The sequence below is a fragment of the Bradyrhizobium sp. CCBAU 21365 genome (assembly GCF_015291305.1).
Lineage (GTDB): Bacteria > Pseudomonadota > Alphaproteobacteria > Rhizobiales > Xanthobacteraceae > Bradyrhizobium > Bradyrhizobium elkanii.
Genome location: NZ_CP030036.1, coordinates 4675371 through 4698993 on the forward strand (window position 1 = coordinate 4675371; position 23623 = coordinate 4698993).

The window sequence follows — 23623 nt, forward strand, 5'->3', positions numbered from 1 at the left end:
AAGGACCCCGCGAGGGGGATTCGCGGGGTCCTTCCAAAGCCGACAGGGCGGTGAGCTGTCGGCACCAGGCGTGTTTGCGGTTGCGCTGTTCAATGCGGTTTCGGCCGACCGGCTTCGGGAACGTCCGGGTTTCCAATCGGGCTGCGGCTCGTACGATCTTCCAGGCCGCGTCTTGCCGCGGAACAGGGCGCACATGGGCGCCTCCAGAAACCAAAACCCCGCCAGTTACCGAAGTAAGCTGACGGGGCTTGTTGAGCTGATATTTCCGGTGGATTTCTCCCTCGTTGTACCGCTCGCGAAACCAACGGCGGAACGAGAGACTCGTTCCTTTTTTTTAGCGGGCGCCTCTTTTTTTAAGGTCGCTCTTTTCAAGGTCGCAGCTCCCGGGACGTTGGTCGTGGGAACCTGACGCCGCTCACACCTTGATGTCGAGGATGGTCTCGACCGCTTCACGGTCGGCCTGGTTCTTCGCGGCGAAGACGTCCAGCACATCCTCATTGATGATGCGCGGCTGCTCCTTCGCCGTCTGGTCGACGACGAGCTGCACTCTGGCCTGCGTCACTTCGACAGGTACGGGGTATACGAGCATGGCTCTCTCCCTCCGGAGGATCGAACCTTGTCAGGGCTTTCTTAACGATTTGTAAGCGCTCGGGGAGCCGCCTTTTGCGCCGATTCGGACGGGCCCGGACGGTATCGGCCTGCTCGCACGCCGGCCGGATTGGAGCCATACTGCGGGCTGCCAGGACCGGGCGGCGCGATCGATGAAGAACGGGCTCTATTCGATCCATATCCACATGACCGACGGCGTGAGGGGCCGCGACAGCGGCATCCTGATCCTGCGCGACGGTCTCTTGATCGGCGGCGGGCCATATTTCTGGTCGATCGGGGCCTACACCGCCGGCGAGGGGACCTGGAAGGGACATCTCAGCACCAACCAGCATTCGCCGTTCGCCGACCCGTTCACCCGTCCGCTGTTCGCCGGGCAGGAAGTGACGAGCGGGTTCTCCGGCACGTTCAGCGGTGACGAGGCCGAAGTGTTCGGGACCGTGCTGGTTGGAACCCGCAGCCTGGGTTTCCGGGCCACCCTGAAACGGCTGGCGGATGCCTGATTGCGCGCACGCGGCGCGAGGCTGTGGACGAGGGTGCAGCAAGACCCGTATTTTGTTGGATAATTGGACCCGCTGGCGCTGTGAATTTGCTGCGGACAAGCAGGGGATATCGCTGTGAATCGGGCTGCGGCGGACTGTCGGAACTTGCCTGACGAGGCATTGCCCGGGCACCGCTAACCCTACCTGGTTAGGTTAAGGGCAGCATCGTGTTGTCACCACCTGCGATTGCGGTTGGGATGGCTGCGGGTGACAGCCATGATGCCAACGTTCCACAGTGCTGATCGACCGACCCACCGACGCGTGATGGTGGTGGGCCTGCTGTTCTGTTCGCTCTTTGTCGCGATCAGCTTCTGGTTTCGGCCGCAGCCGGAGAACGGCAAGGCACTTGTGAAGGCGGACCGGCTGGTGCGGACGGCGGGAGAGGCTCGGAAGGCAAACTGAACACGGCGAGCCGGGACAGCGGCAAGTTGAGACGAGCCGTCGGCGCTCAGTCCGGCAGCTTCCCGTTCGGATGCTTGTGATACATCGCGATGCCGATGAAACCGGCAAAGCCCATCACGTTAAGCAGCAGTTCCATCCATGCCGGCATCGATGCGAACCTCGTTCACCGTCAAGCTAATCATTGAGGTTGTATTTTTGTTCCGGCGCTAACCGATGGTAGCTTTGCGCTATCGCATGGCTGGCGCGTTTTCGAGCGATCCGATCGGAACGTAACGCTCCCGGGAACCGGAACCCGCGTGGCGGCAACCATCGCACAGCGGCACCGGTAACAGCCATAAGCCCGGAGCACACCGCTCCGGGCTTTCTCACTTGCGCCTCATGGCGCAATCGCGGGTGCCCCGACCATGAGCGCGGTCGCCCGGCAGGGCATCAAGCAAGCGGTCTTGCGTTAAGCGGTCTTGCGTTGAAATCCGCTCCAGGCATTGCCGAGCGTGTTGTCGTAATATTCCTGGCGATCGCGCTCGAACTTCTGCTGCGTCGCCCTGAAGCTGGCAACGCGTGCGACGATCTCCTCGCGCTCGCGCGCGATGCGGTCTTCCTGATCGGTCATTGCCCATCCTCCTGGCCGTGGTCCTGTCCCGGGCGCATTGGCGTCAGCGAATTGGGCGTCAATGCGGAGCAGCCCGTGCAGGAATGTGATGATGCTGAGGCGGCGGAGGAGCGACGAAGCGGATGCGCCGAGGCGGGTGGTCGCAAGCCGATCGATCAAGGCACCCTGATCTCAGCCGATCGCTCGCGCAACGGTTGAGCCCGCAACGGGGCGGGCCGTGCTATAATTGGTGCGGCCAACCGGATTGTTTTCAATGATCGCAAAAGACCTGCGCAGCGGCGTCGAGCTGCTCGGCAACATGATTGCCGAGGCGTCGTCCATCGTGCCGTTCACCGGGGCGGGCATTTCCACCGAATGCGGCATTCCCGATTTCCGCTCGCCCGGCGGGCTGTGGACCCGCAACCGGCCGATTCCGTTCGACGAGTTCGTCGCCAGCCAGGACGCGCGCGACGAGTCCTGGCGGCGCCGCTTTGCGATGGAACAGACCTTTGCGGCGGCCAAACCCGGTCGTGGGCATCGCGCGCTTGCGTCGCTCTACCGGGCCGGCAAGGTTCCCGGCATCATCACGCAAAACATCGACAACCTGCATCAGGCGTCGGGCTTCAAGGCCGACGACGTGATCGAGCTGCACGGCAACACGACCTATGGCCGCTGCATCGGCTGCGGCAAGGACTACGAGCTGTCGTGGGTGAAGCAGCAGTTCGACAACACGGGCAGCGCGCCCGACTGCGCGGGCTGCGGCGATCCGGTAAAGACCGCGACGATCTCGTTCGGGCAATCGATGCCGGAGGATGCGATGCGCCGCGCGGCGGAACTCTCCAGGCACTGCGACCTGTTTCTGGCGATCGGCTCATCGCTTGTGGTGTGGCCCGCCGCGGGCTTTCCGATGATGGCGAAGGAGAGCGGCGCGCGGCTCGTGATCATCAACAACGAGCCGACCGATCAGGACGACATCGCCGATCTGGTGATCCGCCACGACATCGGCGACACGCTTGGTCCTTTCGTAGGCAATTGATGCCCGATTGATTCGCGGCCGTGCAAGCCTGTTCATAGTTCCCGCAAGAATCGTTTTTTAGCTATGCCCCGCAAGCGGGAGTGTTATCTTTTGGTTGAGAGATTCGCGCCGCGTCCAAAATCAGTCCGAGTGAGTTGGTCATGGAGAGCAGCGTGTACAGGGTGCGCCGCAACGACGGCGATCTGCATTTGATGTGTGGGGTCCGGGGTCATGGGGTCGGACGGATTTGAGTCCAAGAAGCTCGGCGGACCGCCGATGGGCGGAGTTGGGCAAAGCAGGATTGGTCAAGGCGAGTATGGAAGCGCGCCGCGCGATCCGGCGATCGATGCCTTCTCCGGTCTCGGCGACACCGCGGCCAACCTCGTCGAGGTTTCCGGCGTCATCAAATGGTTCGACGCCTCGAAGGGATACGGCTTCATCGTCCCCGACAATGGCTGGCCCGACATCCTGCTGCATGTGACCGTGCTGCGGCGCGACGGCTATCAGACCGCCTATGAGGGCGCGCGGCTGGTCGTCGAATGCGTGCAGCGCGCGAAGGGCTACCAGGCTTTCCGCATCGTCTCGATGGACGAATCGACCGCGATCCATCCGGCGCAGATGCTGCCGCCGCGCACCCATGTCACGGTGACCGCAACCAGCGGGCTCGAGCGTGCGCAGGTCAAGTGGTTCAACCGGCTGCGCGGCTTCGGCTTCGTGACCTGCGGCGAGGGCACGCCCGACATCTTCGTGCACATGGAGACGCTGCGCCGCTTCGGTATGACCGAACTGCGCCCCGGCCAGTATGTGCTGGTGCGGTTTGGGCCCGGCTCCAAGGGTATGATGGCCGCCGAGATCCACCCGGAGACCGGTCCGTCGGCGCTGTCGTCGCACTGATCCAGGTCTGATACGCCCTGACGGAAACGTGAGCCGCCGGCGAACCGTTTGGGCTCTGGCATTTGCCGCAATCGTCGGGTTAGGGTCCGCCGGAAAATCTTCCCCGGTGGTGAGTATTTGTCGATGAATTTCGTTCGCAGTGTTGGGCGCCATCGTTCGTGGCTGATGGCCTGCCTTGTGATCATGTTCGGTGCACTGCTGGCTCCGGCCGCGCAGGCCGCCAGCGTCCAGCCGCTCGAGATCGTCACCAAGTCCGGCGTGCACGTCTTCTCGGTCGAAATGGCGACCACCGAGCAGGAGAAGGAAACCGGCCTGATGTACCGGAAGGAGCTCGCGGACGGCAAAGGCATGCTGTTCGACTTCTCGCCGGAGCAGGAAGTGTCGATGTGGATGAAGAACACCTACATCTCGCTCGACATGATCTTCATCCGCGCCGACGGGCGCATCCTGCGGATCGCGGAAAACACCGAGCCGCTCTCGACCAGGATCATTCCCTCGCGCGGGCTCGCCAAGGGCGTGCTCGAGGTGATTGCCGGAACCGCGCAGAAATACGGCATCCAGCCCGGCGACCGGGTTGCCCATCCGCTGTTCGGCGGCCGTTAGCATCCGGCTTTGACGCGATTTCCGGACGGAAACCGGTGCCGGATTCGTCGCACGAGGCCCCCATCCGTGCCTTGCTGGCGCTGACTGAAGCGTGTATCCACGGGGCTTCTCGGAAATGTCGGGGTATAGCGCAGCCTGGTAGCGCGGCAGTTTTGGGTACTGCAGGTCGTTGGTTCGAATCCAGCTGCCCCGACCATCCAAATCAAAGACTTAACAGCGATGCTCAGCCGGCAGATGAGGCGGACGCGACGTTTATGATCGGCGCGTGATCGGCATTCGTGTCAGACTTGGTCAACAAAACCGCGGTCAGTTGGCACCCTGAACTAGCAAGCGCGGGACCGAAGCCCCCCGCGCTCCAACGCTCGCAACTTCAGCCGCCCGGGCGCTGACCAGATCAACGGGCCGGCGGGTTGTAGCGATCCAGGATCACGGTTCTTGAGCCACTCTCCGGCGGTCGCGAGATGGGGTCGTCGAATTTGTGATAGCGGTCGAACTGCTGCTGCTCATCGCGCAGATGCGGCGCTTCGGCGGACGAGTAAGCTCTATTTGCACCGTTCCAGTGATCAAATCCCGACACGACGCAACCCCGTCTTGATTCAGATGCAGGTTGGTTAGCATCGTTGTGGGGGTATCTCTGTATCGCCGTGGCAACACCACCAGCAATCCGCCCGACATGAGCACACGGATTGTTTCTGTGGCACTCTGTGCGTGAACAGCGTTCTGGCACGGGTGACCAAGCTTCGGCCGAGATTGTCTCGCCTGAGGCAACAACGCCGCCTGGACGGAATATGCTCGTCCAGACGGCGCCGTCGAAATACTGGGCCCTGAAATCCCCAGTGCCAATGGGTCGTGCGGGCGGGGGATAGGTTCAACGTTGCGCCGCCTTGCTGCAGTCCAAGCCACGACATCGTGAGCTGCGATCTCGAGCGGATGTGGCTTGCCGATAACGCGCACGCGCTGGCAGGGTAGTTCGGCCCGACAAGACCAATCCGCGAGAAAACACCATGGCGCGCAGACTGATCGATATCTCCGTCCCCCTGCAGAACGACGTTCCGGCCGATCCGCCCGGCAATCATCCGACCATCCAGTATATCGATCATCAGCAGGGGCTGCCGCGCATGCTGCAGTTCTTCGATGGACTGAAGGCCGAGGACCTGCCGGACGGACAGGGCTGGGCCGTCGAGCAGGTCTCGCTCTCCACCCACAACGGCACGCATCTCGATGCGCCCTGGCATTTCCATCCGACCATGAACCGCGGCGAGCGGTCCTGGACCATCGACGAGGTGCCGCTGGAATGGTGCTTCCAGCCGGGCGTGAAGCTCGACTTCCGCCATCTGCCTGACGGCTATGTCGTGACCGCCAAGGATGTCGAAGCCGAGCTGAAGCGCATCCGCCACACGCTGTCGCCGCTCGAGATCGTCGTCGTCAACACCAGCGCGGGCGCGAAATACGGCCGGCCCGACTACGTCAATTCGGGCTGCGGCATGGGCTACGAGGCGACGATGTATCTGCTCGAGCGCGGCGTGCGGCTGACCGGCATCGACGGCTGGAGCTGGGACGCGCCGTTCGTCTTCACCGCGAAGAGATACGCCGAGACCGGGGATGCCAGCCTGATCTGGGAAGGCCACAAGGCCGGGCGGCACATCGGCTACTGCCACATCGAGAAGCTGCACAATCTCGAGCAGCTGCCGTCGACCGGGTTCATGGTGTCGTGCTTCCCGGTGAAGATCGAGCGCGCGTCGGCAGGGTGGACGAGGGCGGTCGCGATCCTCGACGGCTAGGCGCGCCCCGGGGTTGTGATCGGCCAGCTTCGGGAACCGGTGGACAGGCTGTGCATTACGGCCGGTTGTTGCGGCACGGCTACAGCTTGAGGCAGCCAAATCTGTTCTTATGCACGCAGTAGATGCATTGAGTGATCGGGCCGCCGGCTCGTCCTCGCGTCCCGATTTCGGAAGCGTTCTCTCCCGTGACTAGAGCCCCGGCGTCTTCCGGGGCTCTTTCTTGCGTGCCGCAGCTGAGCCAAGCCCGGCAGGTGAACCACCCCCCAAAAGCAAATCAGGTGCGTCGGGACCGACGCACCTGATTTCATGTCTTCAATATCGCTTGTGTCGACCGGGCGGTTGTTACCACCGGCAAACGCGAACACCACGCGGGGTCCACCAGCAACGCGGACCGACGTAACCGCCGTAGTAGCCATAGCCACGGCCATATCCATATCCGCGGCCATAGCCCCATCCGCGACCGCGGCCCCAGCCGCCGCCGCGATAGCCCCAGCCACCGCCGCGTCCGCGCCAGGCTTGCGCAGGCGCTGTCGTGACGCCGACCAGGATGGCGGAGGTGCTTGCGACATAGACGAACAACAAAGCGACTGCTGCTAGGCAACGAGTCAGGATATTGTAGCGTTTAGTCATTCTGAAGATCTCCAGTCCACTTCCAAACATCTGAACTGATGCTGGCTGTCTCGCTTAGACGCGCAACACCGGCATTCGGTTCGAGCATGCTAAGACAATATTTTCACTAAGGTTCTTGCGAGCTTTAAGGACTCTATTGAGACCAACAGGTAAGGTCAAGTTACAGTCCCGCCTGCAAAGGATGCTGTCGTTGCTGCGCTCATCTTGTCGTTCATCCGCCGTTCATTCTGTTCATCTTGCGTTGCGCCGATTTGATTTGTGCATCGCAGAAGCAGAGATTTGAGAACCTCGGAAAATGCCGGCGAGAACTTGAAGTCGACACGATCCTGTTCTCTGAGCGTTGCAGTATCCTCCCAAAGAGTGCCCATGCCGAAACAACACACTTACGTCCTCGGTCTCAACGTCTACGACCATGACGTCAGCGCCTGCCTGCTGCGTGACGGCGCGATCGCCTACGCGATCTCCAAGGAGCGCATCACCCGCGAGAAGCACGCCTCCGGCTTCTACAAGGAAGTCGTCGACTACTGCCTGTCGGCCGAGGGCATCACCCTCGACGACGTCGATCTCGTGGTGCGCAACAGCTACATCCTGCCGGTGCCCGAGATGGAGGAGCGGATGCTCCACCAGGATATGCCGGGCTTCCTGCCGATCACCGAACGGAACGAGGCAATCAAGCATCCGCTGTTTCGTTCCAAATCCGACAAGGTGGTGTCGATCTCGCACCACCTCGCGCATGCCTACAGCGCGTTCGCGGTGTCGCCATTCAGGGACGGCGTCGTGATGATCGTCGACGGCGTCGGCAATTATCGGGCCGACGCGATGGAGTCCTACTCCGAGGATGCGGCATCGCCGCTGGCCCGCGAGTCCGAGAGCTACTACAGGTTCGACGACACCAGGCTCGAATGCCTGAAGAAGGTCTGGATGGAGCCGGCGCGCGGGCTGTTGTCGGACGAGTTCTACAACATGCCGGGGCTGGGGGCGCTGTACAGCCGGGTCTCGACCTATGTGTTCGGCGACTGGAACAAGTGCGGCGAGCTGATGGGGCTTGCTCCCTATGGCCGCCATGAGCAGGTCGGCCATCTGCTCGAGATGAAGGACGGCAAGCTGCACGTGCCGTTCTGGGGCGCCGAGAACCAGCAGCCGTTCGTGCTCGACAGCGGCAGCTGGGACAAGAGCCCGGCGATGCGGCACTGGGAGGACATCGCCTGGCGGGTGCAGGACGACACCGAGAACGTGCTGCTCGCGCGGGCGCGCTGGCTGCGCGAGACCACGGGTGCGAAAAATCTCTGCATCGCCGGCGGCGTCGCGCTGAACTGCGTGGCCAACGGCCGCATCGCGCGCGAGTCCGGTTTCGAAAGCATCTGGATCCAGCCCGCGGCCGGCGACGACGGCATCGCCATCGGCTGTGCCTATTACGGCTGGCTCGAGGTGCTCAAGCAGCGCCGCTCGTTCGTGATGGACCACGCCTATGTCGGGCGGCGCTACAGCGACGCCGAGGTGGCCGCCGCGCTGCAAAGCTTCCTGGTGCGCATCCAGATCGACGCGAAGCGCAGCGACAATATCTGCCGCGACACCGCAAAGCTGCTCGCCGACCAGCGCGTGATCGGCTGGTTTCAGGACCGTTCCGAGTTCGGTCCGCGCGCGCTCGGCAACCGCAGCCTGATCGCCGATCCGCGCAAGGCCGAGATGAAGGACATCCTCAACAGCCGCGTGAAGCACCGCCAGGCCTTCCGGCCGTTCGCGCCGATCGTGCTGGCCGATCGCATGAAGGAGATCTTCGAAGGCGAAGAGGACTCGCCCTACATGCTGATCGCAAAGCCGGTGCGGCCGGAATGGCGCGACAGGATCCCGGCGATCGTGCATGTCGACGGTTCGGCACGGGTGCAGAGCGTGCGGGAAGAGACCAACCCGATGCTCTATCGCCTGCTGAAGGAGTTCGAGGCGCTGACCGGCGTGCCGGTCCTGATCAACACCTCGTTCAACGTCAAGGGCGAGCCGATCATCGAGACGCCGCAGGACGCGGTCAGCTGCTTCCTCACCACCGGGATCGACAACCTCGTGATGCACGACACGCTGGTGTCGAAGACCGCCATGCACAAGGTGGTCACGCCTGTCATGACGACGTTCGGCGACGTCGCCACCATCGTCTCCTCGGCAACGCAGGACGGCAGCCGCGGCGGCAGCTGACGTCTGTTACGCCGCCGTCGCCGTCGTCGAGGGTTTTGCCGCCGGCGGTTTGACCGGCTTGTCCTGCCGCTTCGACCACGAGATGTAATAGGCCACGATCGTCATGATCGCGATGCCGGAGATGCTGACGAAGATCTGCGCGAACAGCGAGCCCGAGCTCATCGAGAGCTCGAAATGTCCGACAAAGGACAGGAACACGCCGACGCAGAACACCGCCAGCGACTGCTGGCCGCAGACGATCAAGGGATCGAACACCTTCCACTCCAGCGCCGCCCAGTCCTTCGGGATGAAGCGGATCACCAGCACCGTGATCACCACGAAGTGCAGGAAGCGATACGGCGCAAGGTTGGTCTTGTCGTTCGGGTTGAAGGCCGAATAGAGCCAGTCCGGAAACATGGCGCCGAAGTCCGGGAAGCGTCCGGCCATCGTCATGATCAGCGCGAAGATCATATAGGCGATGCAGAACCACAGCGTGTAGCGCGAGTTGATGATGCGCATGTTGTTGCGCGCGCCGCCCATCGCGCACCACGAGCCGAACACGAACAGCACCTGCCAGGCGAATGGATTGAAGTACCAGCTGCCGGCCGGGTAGGCCGGCAGGTTCCAGCCCTGGTGGCGCGACACCAGCCACAGCACGAGCGAGGCCGCCATGGTCCAGTTCGGCCGCCGCAGCATGAACCACAGCACCGGCGGGAACAGGCCCATCAGCACGATATAGAGCGGCAGCACGTCGAGATTGACCGGCTTGAATTTCAGGAACAGGCCCTGGCGCAGCGTCTCGGTGGCGTTGTCGACGAGGCCGGCGACGTTGAACTCGTTGATGATCTCGGAATCGCCGAAGCGCAGCGCCAGATAGCTGATCGAGGCGATGTAGATCACGAACAGGATGATGTGGGCGACGTAGAGCTGCCAGACCCGCTTGGTCAGCCGGGTGGCGCCGACGATGAAGCCGCGCTCCAGCATCATGCGGGCATAGACGAAGGAGGCGGTGTAGCCGGAGATGAAGACGAACAGGTCCGCGGCGTCGCTGAAGCCGTAATTCCGCGTCGTGATCCAGTTCACGACGTTGTCGGGGATGTGATCGAGATAGATCGCCCAGTTCGCGACCCCGCGGAACAGGTCGAGCCGGAGGTCACGTCCTTTTTCGGGCAGGGTAGCGTGGATTTCCATGGGGCGCCGCTTCCTCGAGGTGATGCTTGTCGAGAAGATCGCGCCGCGAGCCCAGCGGGCTCCAAAGGAAGCCTCCCGAGGCCAGATTGTCACAGCGCGGTAGAATGACTATACCGGTCCGGCGAAGGCTGCCTCCGAGATCGAGGAATCACCGATCAGATCGTTGATAGGTGTCTCTATACTATCCCGGCGGTTTCCTTCAAATCGCTTCCATGTCGCACATCCCACGGGGCCGACCATCCATGACCGCACGCATTTTTAAGCCCGCCAAAAACGCGATGCAATCGGGACGTGCCAAGACCAAAGAGTGGCAACTGGACTACGAGCCGGAGCAGCCGCGCTCCGTTGAGCCCTTGATGGGCTGGACCTCGTCCACCGACATGAAGCAGCAGCTGACGCTGCAGTTCGAGACCAAGGAAGAGGCGGTCGCCTATTGCGAGCGCAAGGGCATCGCCTACCAGGTGATCGAGCCGAAGGATTCGGCGCACCGCCAGATCGCCTATGCCGACAATTTCGCGTTCCGCCGCTGGGAGCCTTGGACCCACTAAGATTGGACCCACTAAGGTTGGACGCGCTGGTCCGGACTCGCGCCCGGATCAGTTCGCCGTGGGCGCGGCGAGGGCGCCCGGGATCGGCAGCGGCGCGTCCTTGGAGACGCCGAGCACCGGAAAGCTTCTGATCTTGCGCACATTGGGCAGGCCGGCGAATTGCAGCAGCTGCTGGCGCATGTCGTCGACGCTGGGCGCGACGCATCGGAGCATGAAGTCGGCATCGCCCGAGATCCGCCAGCATTGCAGGAAGCGCGGCACGGCTGCCACCGCCGCTTCGAACGCCTCGATCGCGCTCAGGGTCTGGCTGTCGAGCTGGATCAGCACGAAAGTCGTCACCTCATAGCCGAGCAGCCGTTCGTCCAGCGTGGCGCGGATCGCCTGGATCACGCCGCGGCTGCGCAGGGCGCGGACCCGGCGCAGGCAGGGCGGGGCAGTGATGCCGACCCGCTCGGCGAGCTCGTTGATCCTGATCCGGCCGTCCCGCTGCAACTCGGACAGGATCCGCAGATCGATGTCATCGAGTTGTGGGCGCTCGGTCACGGTCACGAGCCCGCCGCGGCGGCGCGCCGGCTGTCGCTGCCGTGGCTCGCCTGGCCGATCGCGGCCTGCGGCGCGACGCCCGACAGCACCAGTTTCTCATGCGCCGCGATGATGGCGTCGCGGGTCAGCCGGCCGCCGGGGCGGTACCAGGTGCAGAGCCCGGTGAGCAACGCCAGGATCGCGAAGGTCGCGACCTGGATGTCGACCACCTCGAACACGCCGTCCGACACCCCGTCGGTCAGGATCTGCGCCAGCCGCTGCTCATAGGCGCCGCGCAGCGCCACCACGGCGTCGTAGTTCTTCGCATCGAGGCTGCGCAGCTCGGAATTGGCGATGAAGACCTCGCGCTTGCGGGTCATGTGATAGGTGACATGGAACGCGACAAAGGCGCGCAGCTTCTCGGCCGGATCGGCCTTGCCCTCCAGCGCAAGATCAAGCTCGCGCAGCAAATCGTTGATATGGTCCTGCACCAGATCGAACAGCAGGTCCTGCTTGGTTGAGATATGGTTGTAGAGTGAGCCCGCCTGGATGCCGACCTCGGCGGCAAGCTGGCGCAGGCTCATGGCCTCGTAGCCGTGCTCGAAGATCAGGCGCACACCGGCCTTGCGGATCGCCTCCAGCGTGGTGGGACCGTGTGAGCCGATCGTGCGTGCCATCGGGGCGCCTCGGAGGGTGTTGGCTTGCCAAGGATAACGGGAAACAAGCGAACGACCGTATGTATATCGCATGAAATCCCAGTGAATTCAACGAACTGCGGATTTCGCGCCCAAACCATAGCACGGTTGCTTGCGAAGCCAAGAAAAAAACGTATGATCGTTTAATTGCAAGATGAATCTCACGGGAGGGATCATGGCCTCGAACCAGGCGGCAATCTTCAATTTCGACCTTGGCGAGACCGCGGATGCGATCCGCGAGACGGTGCATGATTTCTCGACCAACGAGATCGCGCCGCGCGCCGCCGAGATCGACCGCAGCAACCAGTTTCCGCGCGACCTCTGGCCGAGGATCGGCGCGCTCGGCCTGCACGGCATCACCGTCGAGGAGGAGTATGGCGGCTCGGGCCTCGGCTATCTCGAGCACTGCATCGCGGTCGAGGAGATCTCGCGGGCGTCGGCCGCGGTCGGGCTGTCCTACGGCGCCCATTCCAACCTCTGCGTCAACCAGATCCGCCGCAACGGCAACGAGGCGCAGAAGCGCAAATACCTGCCGAAGCTGATCTCCGGCGAGCATGTCGGCTCGCTCGCGATGTCGGAGCCGCAGGCCGGCTCGGACGTGGTTTCGATGAAGACCCGCGCCGACAGGAAGGGCGACCGCTTCGTGCTCAACGGCAACAAGATGTGGATCACCAACGGGCCGGTCGCCGATACGCTGGTGGTCTACGCCAAGACCGATCCGAACGCCGGCCCGCGCGGCATCACCGCCTTCATCATCGAAAAGGGCATGAAGGGATTTTCCACCGCGCAGAAGCTCGACAAGCTCGGCATGCGCGGCTCCGACACCTGCGAACTGGTGTTCGAGGATTGCGAGGTGCCGGAGGAGAACGTGCTGTCCGAGGTCGGCCGCGGCGTCAACGTGCTGATGAGTGGTCTCGACTATGAGCGCGCGGTGCTGGCGGCGGGGCCGATCGGCATCATGCAGGCCTGCATGGACGTCGTGCTGCCTTACGTCCACGAGCGCAAGCAGTTCGGCGAGCCGATCGGCTCGTTCCAACTGGTGCAGGGCAAGGTCGCCGACATGTACACCACGATGAACGCCTCGCGCGCCTATGTTTACGCGGTGGCGAAGGCCTGCGACCGCGGCGAGACCACGCGCGAGGACGCCGCCGGCGCCATCCTCTATGCCGCCGAGAAGGCCACCCAATGCGCGCTGGATGCGATCCAGCTGCTCGGCGGCAACGGCTACATCAACGATTATCCCACCGGCCGCTTGCTGCGCGACGCAAAGCTCTACGAGATCGGCGCCGGCACCAGCGAGATCCGCCGCATGCTGATCGGCCGCGAACTGTTCGCCAAGACGGCCTGATGTCCTCTCCCTCTCCGCGCGCTTGCGGGAGAGGGGCGGGGTGAGGGGCTGTCACCGCATCAGTGGTGGCAGTTGTGCTCGCCCCGGCATGATGATTGACCTTGAACCCCACCGATACTCCAACGAAACGTGCAACACCGATGCCGCTTCATTCGACGATCGATCCCACATCTTCTGAATTTGCCCGCAACGCCGAGGTGATGCGCGGCCTGGTCGCGGAGCTCCGCGGAAAACTCAACCAGGTGGCCGGCGGCGGCGGCGAGACATCGCGCAAGCGGCACACCTCGCGCGGCAAGATGCTGGCGCGCGATCGCGTCGATCTGTTGGTCGACCCCGGCACCGCGTTCCTCGAACTGTCGCCGCTCGCCGCCCACGGGCTCTATGGTGGTGACGTGCATTCCGCCAGCGTCATCACCGGCGTCGGGCGCATCGCGGGGCGCGAGTGCATCATCGTCGCCAACGACGCCACCATCAAGGGCGGCACCTATTACCCGATGACGGTGAAGAAGCATCTGCGCGCCCAGGACATCGCGCGTCAGAACAATCTGCCCTGCGTGTACATGGTGGATTCCGGCGGCGCCTTCCTGCCGTTGCAGGACGAGATCTTTCCCGACGAGCGGCATTTCGGCCGCATCTTCTACAACCAGGCCCAGATGTCGTCGCAGGGCATCCCGCAGATCGCGATCGTGATGGGCTCCTGCACCGCGGGCGGCGCCTATGTGCCGGCGATGTCCGACGAGAGCATCATCGTGCGGAATCAAGGCACGATCTTCCTCGGTGGTCCGCCGCTGGTGAAGGCCGCGACCGGCGAGGTCGTCACCGCCGAAGAACTCGGCGGCGCCGATGTGCACTCCCGGCAGTCCGGCGTGACCGATCACTATGCGCAAAACGACGCCCACGCGATCGGGATCGCGCGCCGCATCGTCGGCACGCTGAAGCAGCCGGTGAAGGCTCAGCTCAACATGCGCTCTCCGCAGGAGCCGCTGTTTCCGGCCGAGGAGATCTATGGCGTGGTCTCCGCCGACGGCAGAAAACCGTTCGACGTGCACGACATCATCGCGCGGATCGTCGACGGCTCCGAATTCGACGAGTTCAAGAAGCTCTACGGCACTACGCTGATCTGCGGCTTCGCCCATATCTTTGGCTATCCGGTCGGCATCATCGCCAATAACGGCATCCTGTTCAGCGAAAGCTCGCTGAAGGGCGCGCATTTCATCGAGCTGTGCTGCCAGCGCGGCATTCCCCTGGTGTTCCTGCAGAACATCACCGGCTTCATGGTCGGCAAGAAATACGAGGCGGGCGGCATCGCGCGCGACGGCGCCAAGCTGGTGACGGCGGTTGCCACCGCCGGCGTGCCGAAATTCACCGTCGTCATCGGCGGCTCCTACGGCGCCGGCAATTACGGCATGTGCGGCCGCGCCTACAGCCCGCGTTTCCTCTGGCTGTGGCCGAATGCGCGCATCTCGGTGATGGGCGGCGAGCAGGCCTCGATGGTGCTCAGCCAGGTGCGCCGCGACGGCATCGAGGCCAAGGGCGAGAGCTGGTCGGCGGAAGAGGAAGACAAATTCCGCGAGCCGATCCGCGCGCAATACGAGAAGCAGGGCAATCCCTATTACGCCACGGCGCGGCTGTGGGATGATGGCGTGATCGATCCGGCCGATACCCGCCTCGTGCTCGGGCTCGGCCTGTCGGCGGCGGCCAACGCGCCGATCGAGCCCACGAAATTCGGCCTGTTCAGGATGTGACCCAGGATCTGATCATGGACCGCTCAAAACTCACCCGGCGTTTCCGCACGCTTCTGATCGCCAACCGCGGCGAGATCGCTTGCCGCGTCATCCGTTCGGCGCGCGCCATGGGGCTGCGCACCGTCGCTGTTTATTCCGAGGCCGACCGCGACGCGATGCATGTCGCGCTCGCCGACGAGGCCGTGCTGCTCGGGCCGGCACGGGCGCGCGACAGCTATCTCAACATCGAGCGTGTTATCGCGGCGGCCAAGGAGACCGGCGCCGAGGCGGTGCATCCCGGCTACGGCTTCCTGTCTGAAAATGCCGAGTTCGCGCAGGCCTGTCTTGAAGCAGGTTTGGTGTTCGTCGGCCCGACCGCCGAGATGATGACGGCGATGGGCTCGAAGTCCGGCTCCAAGGCGCTGATGGAGAAGGCCGGCGTGCCCTTGGTGCCCGGCTATCACGGCGAGGCCCAGGACGAGGCAACGCTGGCGGAGGCTGCCAACCGGATCGGCTTCCCCGTGCTGGTGAAGGCGTCCGCCGGCGGCGGCGGACGCGGCATGCGCGTGGTCAATTCGGCGGCTGAACTCACGGCCGCGATCACCAGCGCCAAGCGCGAGGCCAAGGCGGCATTCGGCGACGACCGCATGCTGATCGAGAAATACGTGCAGAACCCGCGCCACATCGAGGTGCAGATCATCGGCGACAGCCACGGCAATCTGCTCTCGCTGTGGGAGCGCGAATGCACGCTGCAGCGCCGCCACCAGAAGGTAATCGAGGAGGCGCCGTCGCCGACGCTGAACGCCGCACAGCGCGAGACGGTTTGCGAGGCCGCCCGCAAGGCCGCCGGCGCGGTCAACTATATCGGCGCCGGCACCATCGAGTTCGTCTCCGACGGCAAGGATGTGTTCTTCATCGAGATGAACACCCGCCTGCAGGTCGAGCATCCCGTCACCGAGCTGATCACCGGCGTCGATCTCGTCGAATGGCAGCTGCGCGTCGCCTTCGGCGAGGCGCTGCCGCTGAAGCAGGACGAAATCAGGCTGAACGGGCATGCCATCGAGGCACGCGTCTACGCCGAAAATCCGCAGAAGAACTTCATGCCCTCGGTCGGCCGCATCAAGACCTGGCGCACGCCACAGGAAGGCGACGGCCTGCGCATCGATGCCGGCTATCGCAGCGGCGATAACGTCTCGCCGTACTATGACGCGATGCTCGCCAAGGTGATCGCCTGGGCGCCGACGCGCGAGGGCGCGATCGAGAAGCTCAATCGCGGGCTTGAGGAAACCGATGTCCGCGGCATCGTCACCAATATCCCGTTCCTGTCGGCGCTGGTGATGCACAAGGATACGCGAGCCAATGCGATCGATACCGGCTTCATCGAGCGCGAGCTGAAGAACCTAACATCGGGCACCGGCGCGGCCGGCGAGTTCGAGCTTTGCGCGGCGGTCGCCGCGATCGTCAACGACGAGCAGAAGGCGGCGCGGCGCGAGGCCAACTCGCCCTGGCAGGCCTTCGGCTGGATGCCGGTCGGCCGCCGCCAGCGGGTGTTTTCGTTCCGGCAGGGCCATGAGCTCGCCCAGACCATCACGCTGCACTATGGCAATGGACCGTCGACGCTCTCCGTCGGCGGCCGCGAGCTCGTCTTCGCGATCTCGTCAGGCGGCGATGACGGCTTCGATCTGACGCTCAACGGCCTCAAGTCGCGCATTGCTTCGGTCGTCGAAGGCCACGAGCTTTACTTGCGCACCCGCAACGGCCGCTTCGACCTGCATTGGGTCGATCCGTTCGGCGGCGAGAGCGAAGAGCAGGTCGGCGAGGACAAGATCGTTGCTCCCTTGCCGGGCACCGTGGTCGCGCTGCTGGCCGAGGAGGGTGCGACACTCGAGAAGGGCGCGCCGATCCTCACCCTGGAGGTGATGAAGATGGAGCAGACCCTGCGCGCGCCCTATGCCGGCGTGCTGAAGAAGCTCAAATGCAAGGTCGGCGACATCGTCGGCGAGGGTGTCGAGCTTGCCGAAGTCGAACCTGCGGCCGCGTCATGAGCGATCAGATCAAGATCATCGAGATGGGGCCGCGCGACGGCCTGCAGAACGAAAAGACGCCGGTCAGCGTCGAGGCGCGCATCGCCTTCGTCGAGGCGCTGGTGGCGGCCGGGCTCAATACGGTCGAGGTCGGCGCCTTCGTGTCGCCGAAGGCGATCCCGCAGATGGCAAGCTCCGAACAGGTGCTGCGCGGCGTCAGCCACATCAAGGGCGCCGAATTCCACGTGCTGGTGCCGAACGAGAAGGGCTATGACGCCGCGCGCGCTGCCGGCGCCCAGGTGGTCTCGGTGTTCGCGGCGGCCTCCGAAGGCTTCTCCCGCGCCAACATCAACTGCTCGGTCGCGGAATCGATCGAGCGCTTCAAGCCGGTGCTGGCCCGCGCCAAGGCCGACGGCGTCAAGGTGCGCGGCTATATCTCCTGCGTGCTCGGCTGTCCGTTCGACGGCGAGATCAAGCCGAAGGCGGTCGCCGACCTCGCGGTGACGCTGTGGGATCTCGGCTGCTATGAAATCTCGCTCGGCGACACCATCGGCGTCGGCACGCCGCTGAAGGCCAAGCAGATGCTGCGTGCAGTCGGTTCTGAGTTGCCGGTCGGCAACCTCGCGATGCACTTCCACGACACCTACGGTCAGGCGCTCGCCAATCTCTATGCCGGCATGGAGGAGGGCGTCCGCGTCATCGATGCCGCCGCCGGCGGCCTCGGCGGCTGCCCCTACGCCCCCGGCGCCACGGGCAATGTGGCGACGGAGGACGTCGTCTACATGCTTGAGGGCATGGGCGTGAAGACAGGGATCGACATGGACAGGCTGCTGGCCACGACGAACGAAGTCGCCGGCTTGCTCGGCCGTCCGCCGGTGAGCCGTGTTGCGTCCGCGCTCAACGCGAAACGGAAGCGGCTCGGCAACTCGTAAATTGTGGGGTGCTTGGGGCGATTTGGGATTATAGCCGCCTCAATCTTCGGCGCTCGCGCCCGGAGTTATGCGCTGCGAAGCGCAGATTCAAGGCACATAGTCGCGCCCCTGGCTTGCGCAGTCTGGGCTCCCGAAGCTGGACTCTCAACCCATATGCACATCGTGCGACAGCGCCTCGCGCTATCGCCGCCCTCCTTGAGGGCGTTTCCTCCCTAGACTTGGGCCGCTTGTTGTTTCGAGCGGCCCTTTTCTTACGCTGCCGGAGCGTTGATGGTCGCGATCACGGCCCTCATATCGGTCGCCAGCTCGCGATAGTGCCCGCCCAGCCGCTGGTATAGCTCGCGGTTGCTCCCATCCAGCGTCCTGCTAGCGATCAGCTCGCATTCGTCGGCGAGGATCTCAAATCGTTCCAGCTTTGCTTGGAGAGCAGACATGGCGGGCGTTTCCCTGACACTGTTACTGAGGGAGTTGCGACGCTACTACTCGGACTGCGTCTAACACAGCATAATTATAGGGTAGAACTAAATTCTTCCCGGCAGTGACTTTGACCGATTGATGGGAACGACTTGTCCGCCGTAGCTCGAACAGCGAACCGAAGCTTTTCGCAGGTGGGAGGTGTTCGGATCGGACGGTGGGGCGCAACCATTCCGTATGCGGTCCTCTCAGGAGATCAAGTCGCATTGAGCCTTGCGTCCTTTGGCCGCGAGTCCGTTTTCCATGTCGGTTGGAACCGGTTTTGCGGCGCACACAGCGGTCGTCATTGGCCCGGCTCCCGATTAAACCCTCCCGAAAGCGTTCATGGCTTGGTGACTCAAACGTGCTGAGGTGAAGGGGCTCGCAATTGCTCCAGGTGGATTCTCGCCATGTCCGGACAGGTGTCAGCTTCCCGCGGCCGAACGTTTCTGGCCGGAAAAATCGTCTTCAACTTCGGCCGGTCGGCCTTCGACTGCACGGTCCGCCAGCTCACGGAGACGGGCGCCACCGTGGAACTCGAGAGTGTCGTTGGCATTCCCGATCACATTCAACTGCTGCTCGTCGGCAGCAATCAGGTGAAGCCATGCAAACGGCTGTGGCAATCGGATCGCCAGCTCGGCCTGGCTTTTGAAGAGCAGCAGGCCAACGCTGCGGCGCCCGCGCCTGCTGCTCCTGCACCGGCCGCGATTCCGGAGCGGCGCAGCGGCGATATTCTGCGCGGGCACATGCTGGCGCTGCGCGCGGCGCTCGATCAGATCCCGGTCGGCATCCTGCTTTTGGACTCGGAGCTGAAAGCCCTGTTCATCAATCGTGCGTTTCGGAGCATGTGGGGCCTTCCGGACGCGGTGGCCGACCGCAACCCCACCTTCACCGACCTGATGCATCACGGCTGCAAGACCATGGCCTATGAGCTGCCGGCCGCGCAGCTCGAAGCCTATGTTGCCGAGCGCGTCCGCCTCGTGAGCGTCGGGGACCCAAACCCGATCGATCTCAGGCGCAGCAATGGTGATGTGGTTCGATGCCAGTGCACGCCGCTGCCCGACGGCGGCCGGATGGTGAGCTACACGCCCGTGACCGACATCGTGCGCGCATCGGACCAGCTGAAGGTGCTGACCGGTGCGCTCGAGAACGTGGAGGACGGCGTCGTCCTGCTCGACCGCCGTCTCAATGCGATCTTCCTCAATCGGCGAATGCGGGACTTCTGGGAGGTGAGCGAGGAGGAGGTCGCGCGGCATCCGGCATACATCACGCTGCTTACGCGCAACCGCCGCGCCGTTCCGGCGGACGCGACCCCGGAGCAGATCAGGGCCTTTCCCGCGAAGCGGATTGCGGAGATCAAGGCAGGCGATCACAAGCGCGACGTGCAGACGCCGGACGGCCGCCATATCAGGATCCATTGCTCGACGATGGCAAACGGCGGTCGCATGCTGACCTTCGTCGACGTGACCGATCTTGTCGCTAGCGCACGGCAGCTGGAGGTGCTTGCGACCACCGATCCGCTCACCGGATTGTTCAACCGCAGGCACTTCCTGACGGCGCTGGATGCGGAGTGGAGCCGGTTCCAGCGCTACTATCGTTCCGTATCCGTGCTGATGGTCGATATCGATCACTTCAAGAGCATCAATGATCGCTTCGGTCATGCGGCCGGTGACGAGGCCATCAAGGCTGTTGCCGGGATATGCATTCGGGGCAAGCGCAAGTCCGACGTCGTCGGCCGTGTCGGAGGCGAGGAGTTCGCGGTCCTGCTGCCGGAGACCACATTGTCGCGCGCCCGAACCGTCGCCGAGCGCATTCGCAAGAGGGCGGAAGCATTGTCATTGAGGGCCGATGATCGACTGGTGCCACTGACAGTGAGCATCGGCGTTGCCGAGGCCCTCACAAGCATGCCCGGGATAGACGCCCTGATGAAGGCCGCCGATGCGGCGCTCTACCAGGCCAAGGAGCACGGCCGGAATCGCACGGAGTGCTGGTCACCTCCGTCGCCACCGAAGCTGGCCGCCGGGTAAACGGCTCTGGAATACTGGATCACCCGCATGCGCAATACGCCGTTTGACAGTTGAATCCGTGAGCAAGGGCTGTCCTTCAATCCCGCTACTCAAGCGAGCTCCATCGTAAGGCGGCAATCTGACGGCTATGTGGTCAGCCACGCGTCAGGTTCCCATAAGGATTGATAATATATGGTTGCCCGGCGGCCACGATTGTTGCGGCACTGCAACGGTGCCTGAACATTTAACCTTAAAAGCACCCGGTCCGTAGTCGCGCCGCTTTTTAGCCACACCCCGACATGAAAGGATATTCACGTAGCTGAATAGCCAGCGCTCCGACGACGGGACATTTTTTCGGGTTCCGGCGTTGATGGAGGAAAGAGCGCCGGGAACAGGGTCGCGATGGACGCCAAAACGAACATCAAGGGCAGGCTGCCCAGCCGTCACGTGACGGAAGGGCCCGAGCGCGCTCCGCACCGTTCCTATCTCTACGCGATGGGACTGACGACAGCCCAGATTCATCAACCCTTTGTCGGCGTTGCTTCATGTTGGAATGAAGCGGCTCCGTGCAACATTTCGCTGATGCGCCAGGCGCAGGCGGTGAAGAAGGGCGTCGCCTCGGCCGGCGGCACGCCGCGCGAGTTCTGCACCATCACCGTCACCGACGGCATCGCGATGGGCCATGACGGCATGCGCTCGTCGCTGCCGTCGCGCGAATGCATCGCCGATTCGGTCGAGCTCACGGTCCGCGGCCACTCCTATGACGCGCTGGTCGGGCTCGCCGGCTGCGACAAGTCGCTGCCGGGCATGATGATGGCGATGGTCCGCCTCAACGTGCCGTCGATCTTCATCTATGGCGGCTCGATCCTGCCCGGCAACTTCCGCGGCCAGCCGGTCACCGTTCAGGACATGTTCGAGGCCGTCGGCAAGCACTCGGTTGGCGCCATGTCGGACGAGGACCTCGACGAGATCGAGCGGGTGGCGTGCCCGTCGGCCGGCGCCTGCGGCGCCCAGTTCACCGCCAACACGATGGCGACCGTCTCCGAGGCGATCGGCCTCGCGCTCCCGTATTCCGCCGGGGCCCCGGCGCCTTACGAGATCCGCGACTCCTTCTGCGCTGCCGCGGGCGAGAAGGTGATGGAGCTGATCGAGAAAAACATCCGGCCCCGCGACATCGTCACCCGCGAAGCCCTTGAAAATGCTGCGGCCGTGGTTGCAGCCTCAGGTGGTTCGACCAATGCTGCGCTGCACCTGCCGGCGATCGCCCATGAGTGCGGCATTAAATTCAATTTGTTCGACGTCGCCGAAATCTTCAAAAAGACTCCTTACGTCGCGGATTTGAAGCCGGGCGGCCGTTATGTTGCCAAAGACATGTTTGAAGTAGGTGGCATTCCGCTGCTGATGAAGACGCTGCTCGACAATGGCCACCTGCACGGGAATTGCCTGACCGTCACTGGCCGAACGATCGCCGAAAACCTCAAAAGCGTGAAATGGAATCCGCACCAGGATGTGGTGCGGCCCGCCGACAATCCGATCACCGTGACGGGTGGCGTTGTCGGGCTGAAGGGTAATCTCGCTCCGGAGGGTGCGATCGTGAAGGTCGCGGGAATGTCCAACCTGAGGTTTACCGGTCCGGCCCGGTGCTTCGACCGCGAGGAAGACGCCTTCGAGGCGGTGCAGAAGCGCACCTACAGGGAAGGCGAGGTTATCGTGATCCGCTACGAGGGGCCTAAGGGCGGTCCCGGCATGCGGGAGATGCTGGCGACCACGGCGGCGCTGACCGGGCAAGGGATGGGCGGCAAGATTGCCCTGATCACCGATGGCCGGTTCTCCGGCGCCACCCGTGGCTTCTGCATCGGACATATTGGACCCGAGGCGGCCGTCGGCGGGCCGATCGGGTTGTTGCAAGACGGCGACATCATCGAGATCGATGCGGTCGCCGGCACCCTTAACGTAAATTTGAGCGACGCCGAACTCGCAAATCGTAAGACCAAATGGGCCCCGCGCGCGACGAACCATACATCTGGTGCGCTGTGGAAGTACGCCGAGCAAGTGGGGCCGGCGGTGGATGGCGCAGTCACCCATCCGGGTGGCGCGTACGAGAAACAGTGTTATGCGGACGTTTAGGCGTACGATATTGGCGTTTGCGTTAGGGGCCATTCCGGTGGCGGGCCCCGGATTCGGATTCGACGGCGCTCCGGTCAACCCACAAGATACGGTTCTTCCTGTGGTTTCCCCGCAGCCGGGGACAGCCGGCGCGCTGAAACGGGCCGCGACCCCGGTGGCGCCTGCGGCGACCTCGCCGACCTCGTCGTTCAGCACGCTGCAGTATCAGGCCGAGGGCGGTCACCCCGTCGCGCAGTGGAAGCTCGGCAAGATGTACGCCGAGGGCGATGGCGTCATCCAGGACGACATGCGCGCCTTCGAGTATTTCAGCCGGATCGCCAATGCGCATGCCGAGGATTCGCCGTCGGCGCCGCAGGCCTCGATCGTGGCCAACGCCTTCGTCGCGCTCGGCCGCTACTATCTGAGCGGCATTCCCAATTCCAAGGTGAAGGCGGACACCGAGCGGGCGCGGGAGATGTTCTCCTATGCCGCGTCCTATTTCGGCAATGCCGACGCCCAGTACGACCTTGCCCGGCTGTACCTGAAGACGCCGGACGCCTCGCGGGACGACTTCCGCTACGGCGCGCGCTGGCTCGGGCTCGCCGCCCAGAAGGGCCAGCATCAGGCGCAGGCGCTGCTTGGCCAGATGCTGTTCAACGGCGACCGGCTGCCGCCGCAGCGGGCACGCGGCCTGATGTGGCTGACGCTGGCGCGCGACAGCGCGACGCCGGATGAGGCCTGGATCAAGGAAAGCTACAACCGGGCGATCGCCAAGGCGTCCGAGGACGATCGCGCGATGGCGCTGCAGATGCTCGAGCACTGGGTGCAGGGCCGCCGGGATTGATC

General features: G+C 63.8%; 23 protein-coding genes and 1 tRNA gene. 16 read left to right on the top strand and 8 right to left on the bottom strand.

Features of this window, described 5'->3' with window-relative positions; translation table 11 throughout:
* Nucleotides 1-415: 415 nt before the first annotated feature.
* Entirely contained in the window at nucleotides 416-589 is a 174-nt protein-coding gene (locus XI02_RS21345) for a hypothetical protein (protein WP_018271496.1), read from the bottom strand.
* 172 nt (nucleotides 590-761) lie between these two features.
* On the opposite strand from XI02_RS21345, the gene XI02_RS21350 reads away from it, so the two are divergent.
* Together XI02_RS21350 and XI02_RS21355 are read left to right on the top strand one after the other, a co-directional pair.
* Nucleotides 762-1109 carry a GrlR family regulatory protein gene (locus XI02_RS21350; RefSeq protein WP_018271497.1) on the top strand — a complete coding sequence of 116 codons (348 nt, stop codon included), beginning with the start codon at nucleotides 762-764 and terminating at the stop codon, nucleotides 1107-1109.
* A 255-nt stretch (nucleotides 1110-1364) separates the two neighbouring features.
* Nucleotides 1365-1550, top strand: coding sequence for a hypothetical protein (locus tag XI02_RS21355; protein WP_038375803.1), 186 nt, complete (start codon nucleotides 1365-1367; stop codon nucleotides 1548-1550).
* 448 nt (nucleotides 1551-1998) lie between these two features.
* Here XI02_RS21355 and XI02_RS21360 read toward each other — a convergent pair whose 3' ends face one another.
* Entirely contained in the window at nucleotides 1999-2160 is a 162-nt protein-coding gene (locus XI02_RS21360) for a hypothetical protein (protein ID WP_016844605.1), read from the bottom strand.
* Nucleotides 2161-2413: 253 nt separating this feature from the next.
* On the opposite strand from XI02_RS21360, the gene XI02_RS21365 reads away from it, so the two are divergent.
* The 4 genes from XI02_RS21365 to XI02_RS21380 all read left to right on the top strand — a co-directional run bounded on the left by XI02_RS21365 (nucleotide 2414) and on the right by XI02_RS21380 (nucleotide 4847).
* The gene (locus XI02_RS21365) at nucleotides 2414-3175 is read left to right on the top strand and encodes a Sir2 family NAD-dependent protein deacetylase (RefSeq protein WP_172648038.1); all 762 of its coding nucleotides are present in this window, start codon (nucleotides 2414-2416) and stop codon (nucleotides 3173-3175) included.
* A 210-nt stretch (nucleotides 3176-3385) separates the two neighbouring features.
* Nucleotides 3386-4048 (top strand): cold-shock protein, encoded by a 663-nt coding sequence (locus tag XI02_RS21370; protein WP_018271501.1) that lies wholly within the window; start codon nucleotides 3386-3388, stop codon nucleotides 4046-4048.
* A gap of 123 nt (nucleotides 4049-4171) precedes the next feature.
* Nucleotides 4172-4651, top strand: a complete 480-nt coding sequence (locus tag XI02_RS21375; protein ID WP_038375805.1) for a DUF192 domain-containing protein — start codon at nucleotides 4172-4174, stop codon at nucleotides 4649-4651.
* Between the two features lie 119 nt (nucleotides 4652-4770).
* Nucleotides 4771-4847, top strand: a tRNA-Pro gene (locus XI02_RS21380).
* Nucleotides 4848-5045: 198 nt separating this feature from the next.
* On the opposite strand, the gene XI02_RS21385 is transcribed toward XI02_RS21380, so the two are convergent.
* Nucleotides 5046-5228, bottom strand: coding sequence for a hypothetical protein (locus XI02_RS21385; RefSeq protein ID WP_129964999.1), 183 nt, complete (start codon nucleotides 5226-5228; stop codon nucleotides 5046-5048).
* A gap of 427 nt (nucleotides 5229-5655) precedes the next feature.
* On the opposite strand from XI02_RS21385, the gene XI02_RS21390 reads away from it, so the two are divergent.
* Nucleotides 5656-6432 (top strand): cyclase family protein, encoded by a 777-nt coding sequence (locus XI02_RS21390; protein ID WP_172648037.1) that lies wholly within the window; start codon nucleotides 5656-5658, stop codon nucleotides 6430-6432.
* A 342-nt stretch (nucleotides 6433-6774) separates the two neighbouring features.
* Here XI02_RS21390 and XI02_RS21395 read toward each other — a convergent pair whose 3' ends face one another.
* Nucleotides 6775-7062: a hypothetical protein gene (locus XI02_RS21395; protein WP_075968712.1), complete on the bottom strand. Its 288-nt coding sequence runs from the start codon at nucleotides 7060-7062 to the stop codon at nucleotides 6775-6777.
* A gap of 366 nt (nucleotides 7063-7428) precedes the next feature.
* Between XI02_RS21395 and XI02_RS21400 the strand changes: the two genes are divergently transcribed.
* Nucleotides 7429-9249 carry a carbamoyltransferase C-terminal domain-containing protein gene (locus XI02_RS21400; protein ID WP_172648036.1) on the top strand — a complete coding sequence of 607 codons (1821 nt, stop codon included), beginning with the start codon at nucleotides 7429-7431 and terminating at the stop codon, nucleotides 9247-9249.
* 6 nt (nucleotides 9250-9255) lie between these two features.
* Here the strand turns inward: XI02_RS21400 and XI02_RS21405 are convergent, their stop codons facing one another.
* Nucleotides 9256-10419 (bottom strand): OpgC domain-containing protein, encoded by a 1164-nt coding sequence (locus XI02_RS21405; protein ID WP_016846427.1) that lies wholly within the window; start codon nucleotides 10417-10419, stop codon nucleotides 9256-9258.
* A gap of 242 nt (nucleotides 10420-10661) precedes the next feature.
* Between XI02_RS21405 and XI02_RS21410 the strand changes: the two genes are divergently transcribed.
* On the top strand, nucleotides 10662-10967 hold the full coding sequence (locus XI02_RS21410) for an ETC complex I subunit (RefSeq protein WP_016846428.1): 306 nt from the start codon (nucleotides 10662-10664) through the stop codon (nucleotides 10965-10967).
* A 48-nt stretch (nucleotides 10968-11015) separates the two neighbouring features.
* Here the strand turns inward: XI02_RS21410 and XI02_RS21415 are convergent, their stop codons facing one another.
* Both XI02_RS21415 and XI02_RS21420 read right to left on the bottom strand, forming a co-directional pair.
* The gene (locus tag XI02_RS21415; protein WP_069278423.1) at nucleotides 11016-11510 is read right to left on the bottom strand and encodes an Lrp/AsnC family transcriptional regulator; all 495 of its coding nucleotides are present in this window, start codon (nucleotides 11508-11510) and stop codon (nucleotides 11016-11018) included.
* Nucleotides 11511-11512: 2 nt separating this feature from the next.
* Entirely contained in the window at nucleotides 11513-12166 is a 654-nt protein-coding gene (locus XI02_RS21420) for a TetR/AcrR family transcriptional regulator (protein ID WP_018271508.1), read from the bottom strand.
* Nucleotides 12167-12359: 193 nt separating this feature from the next.
* Between XI02_RS21420 and XI02_RS21425 the strand changes: the two genes are divergently transcribed.
* From XI02_RS21425 to XI02_RS21440, 4 genes are all read left to right on the top strand, one after another.
* A complete protein-coding gene (locus XI02_RS21425) occupies nucleotides 12360-13532 on the top strand; it encodes an isovaleryl-CoA dehydrogenase (protein WP_172648035.1) in 1173 nt (390 codons plus the stop codon).
* Between the two features lie 140 nt (nucleotides 13533-13672).
* On the top strand, nucleotides 13673-15277 hold the full coding sequence (locus tag XI02_RS21430) for a carboxyl transferase domain-containing protein (protein ID WP_172648034.1): 1605 nt from the start codon (nucleotides 13673-13675) through the stop codon (nucleotides 15275-15277).
* Nucleotides 15278-15291: 14 nt separating this feature from the next.
* Complete coding sequence (locus tag XI02_RS21435) at nucleotides 15292-17301, top strand: acetyl/propionyl/methylcrotonyl-CoA carboxylase subunit alpha (RefSeq protein ID WP_194483471.1); 2010 nt, start codon at nucleotides 15292-15294, stop codon at nucleotides 17299-17301.
* A complete protein-coding gene (locus XI02_RS21440) occupies nucleotides 17298-18212 on the top strand; it encodes a hydroxymethylglutaryl-CoA lyase (RefSeq protein WP_172648032.1) in 915 nt (304 codons plus the stop codon). The genes XI02_RS21435 and XI02_RS21440 overlap by 4 nt, the downstream gene beginning before the upstream one ends.
* A 251-nt stretch (nucleotides 18213-18463) precedes the next feature.
* On the opposite strand, the gene XI02_RS21445 is transcribed toward XI02_RS21440, so the two are convergent.
* Nucleotides 18464-18646, bottom strand: coding sequence for a hypothetical protein (locus tag XI02_RS21445; protein WP_016846867.1), 183 nt, complete (start codon nucleotides 18644-18646; stop codon nucleotides 18464-18466).
* A 429-nt stretch (nucleotides 18647-19075) separates the two neighbouring features.
* On the opposite strand from XI02_RS21445, the gene XI02_RS21450 reads away from it, so the two are divergent.
* From XI02_RS21450 to XI02_RS21460, 3 genes are all read left to right on the top strand, one after another.
* Entirely contained in the window at nucleotides 19076-20692 is a 1617-nt protein-coding gene (locus XI02_RS21450) for a sensor domain-containing diguanylate cyclase (RefSeq protein ID WP_172648031.1), read from the top strand.
* A 381-nt stretch (nucleotides 20693-21073) separates the two neighbouring features.
* The gene (gene ilvD / locus XI02_RS21455) at nucleotides 21074-22798 is read left to right on the top strand and encodes a dihydroxy-acid dehydratase (RefSeq protein WP_018271516.1); all 1725 of its coding nucleotides are present in this window, start codon (nucleotides 21074-21076) and stop codon (nucleotides 22796-22798) included.
* Nucleotides 22785-23621 (top strand): tetratricopeptide repeat protein, encoded by an 837-nt coding sequence (locus XI02_RS21460; RefSeq protein WP_026192730.1) that lies wholly within the window; start codon nucleotides 22785-22787, stop codon nucleotides 23619-23621. Before ilvD ends, XI02_RS21460 begins: the two co-directional genes overlap by 14 nt.
* The last annotated feature ends 2 nt before the right edge of the window (nucleotides 23622-23623 follow it).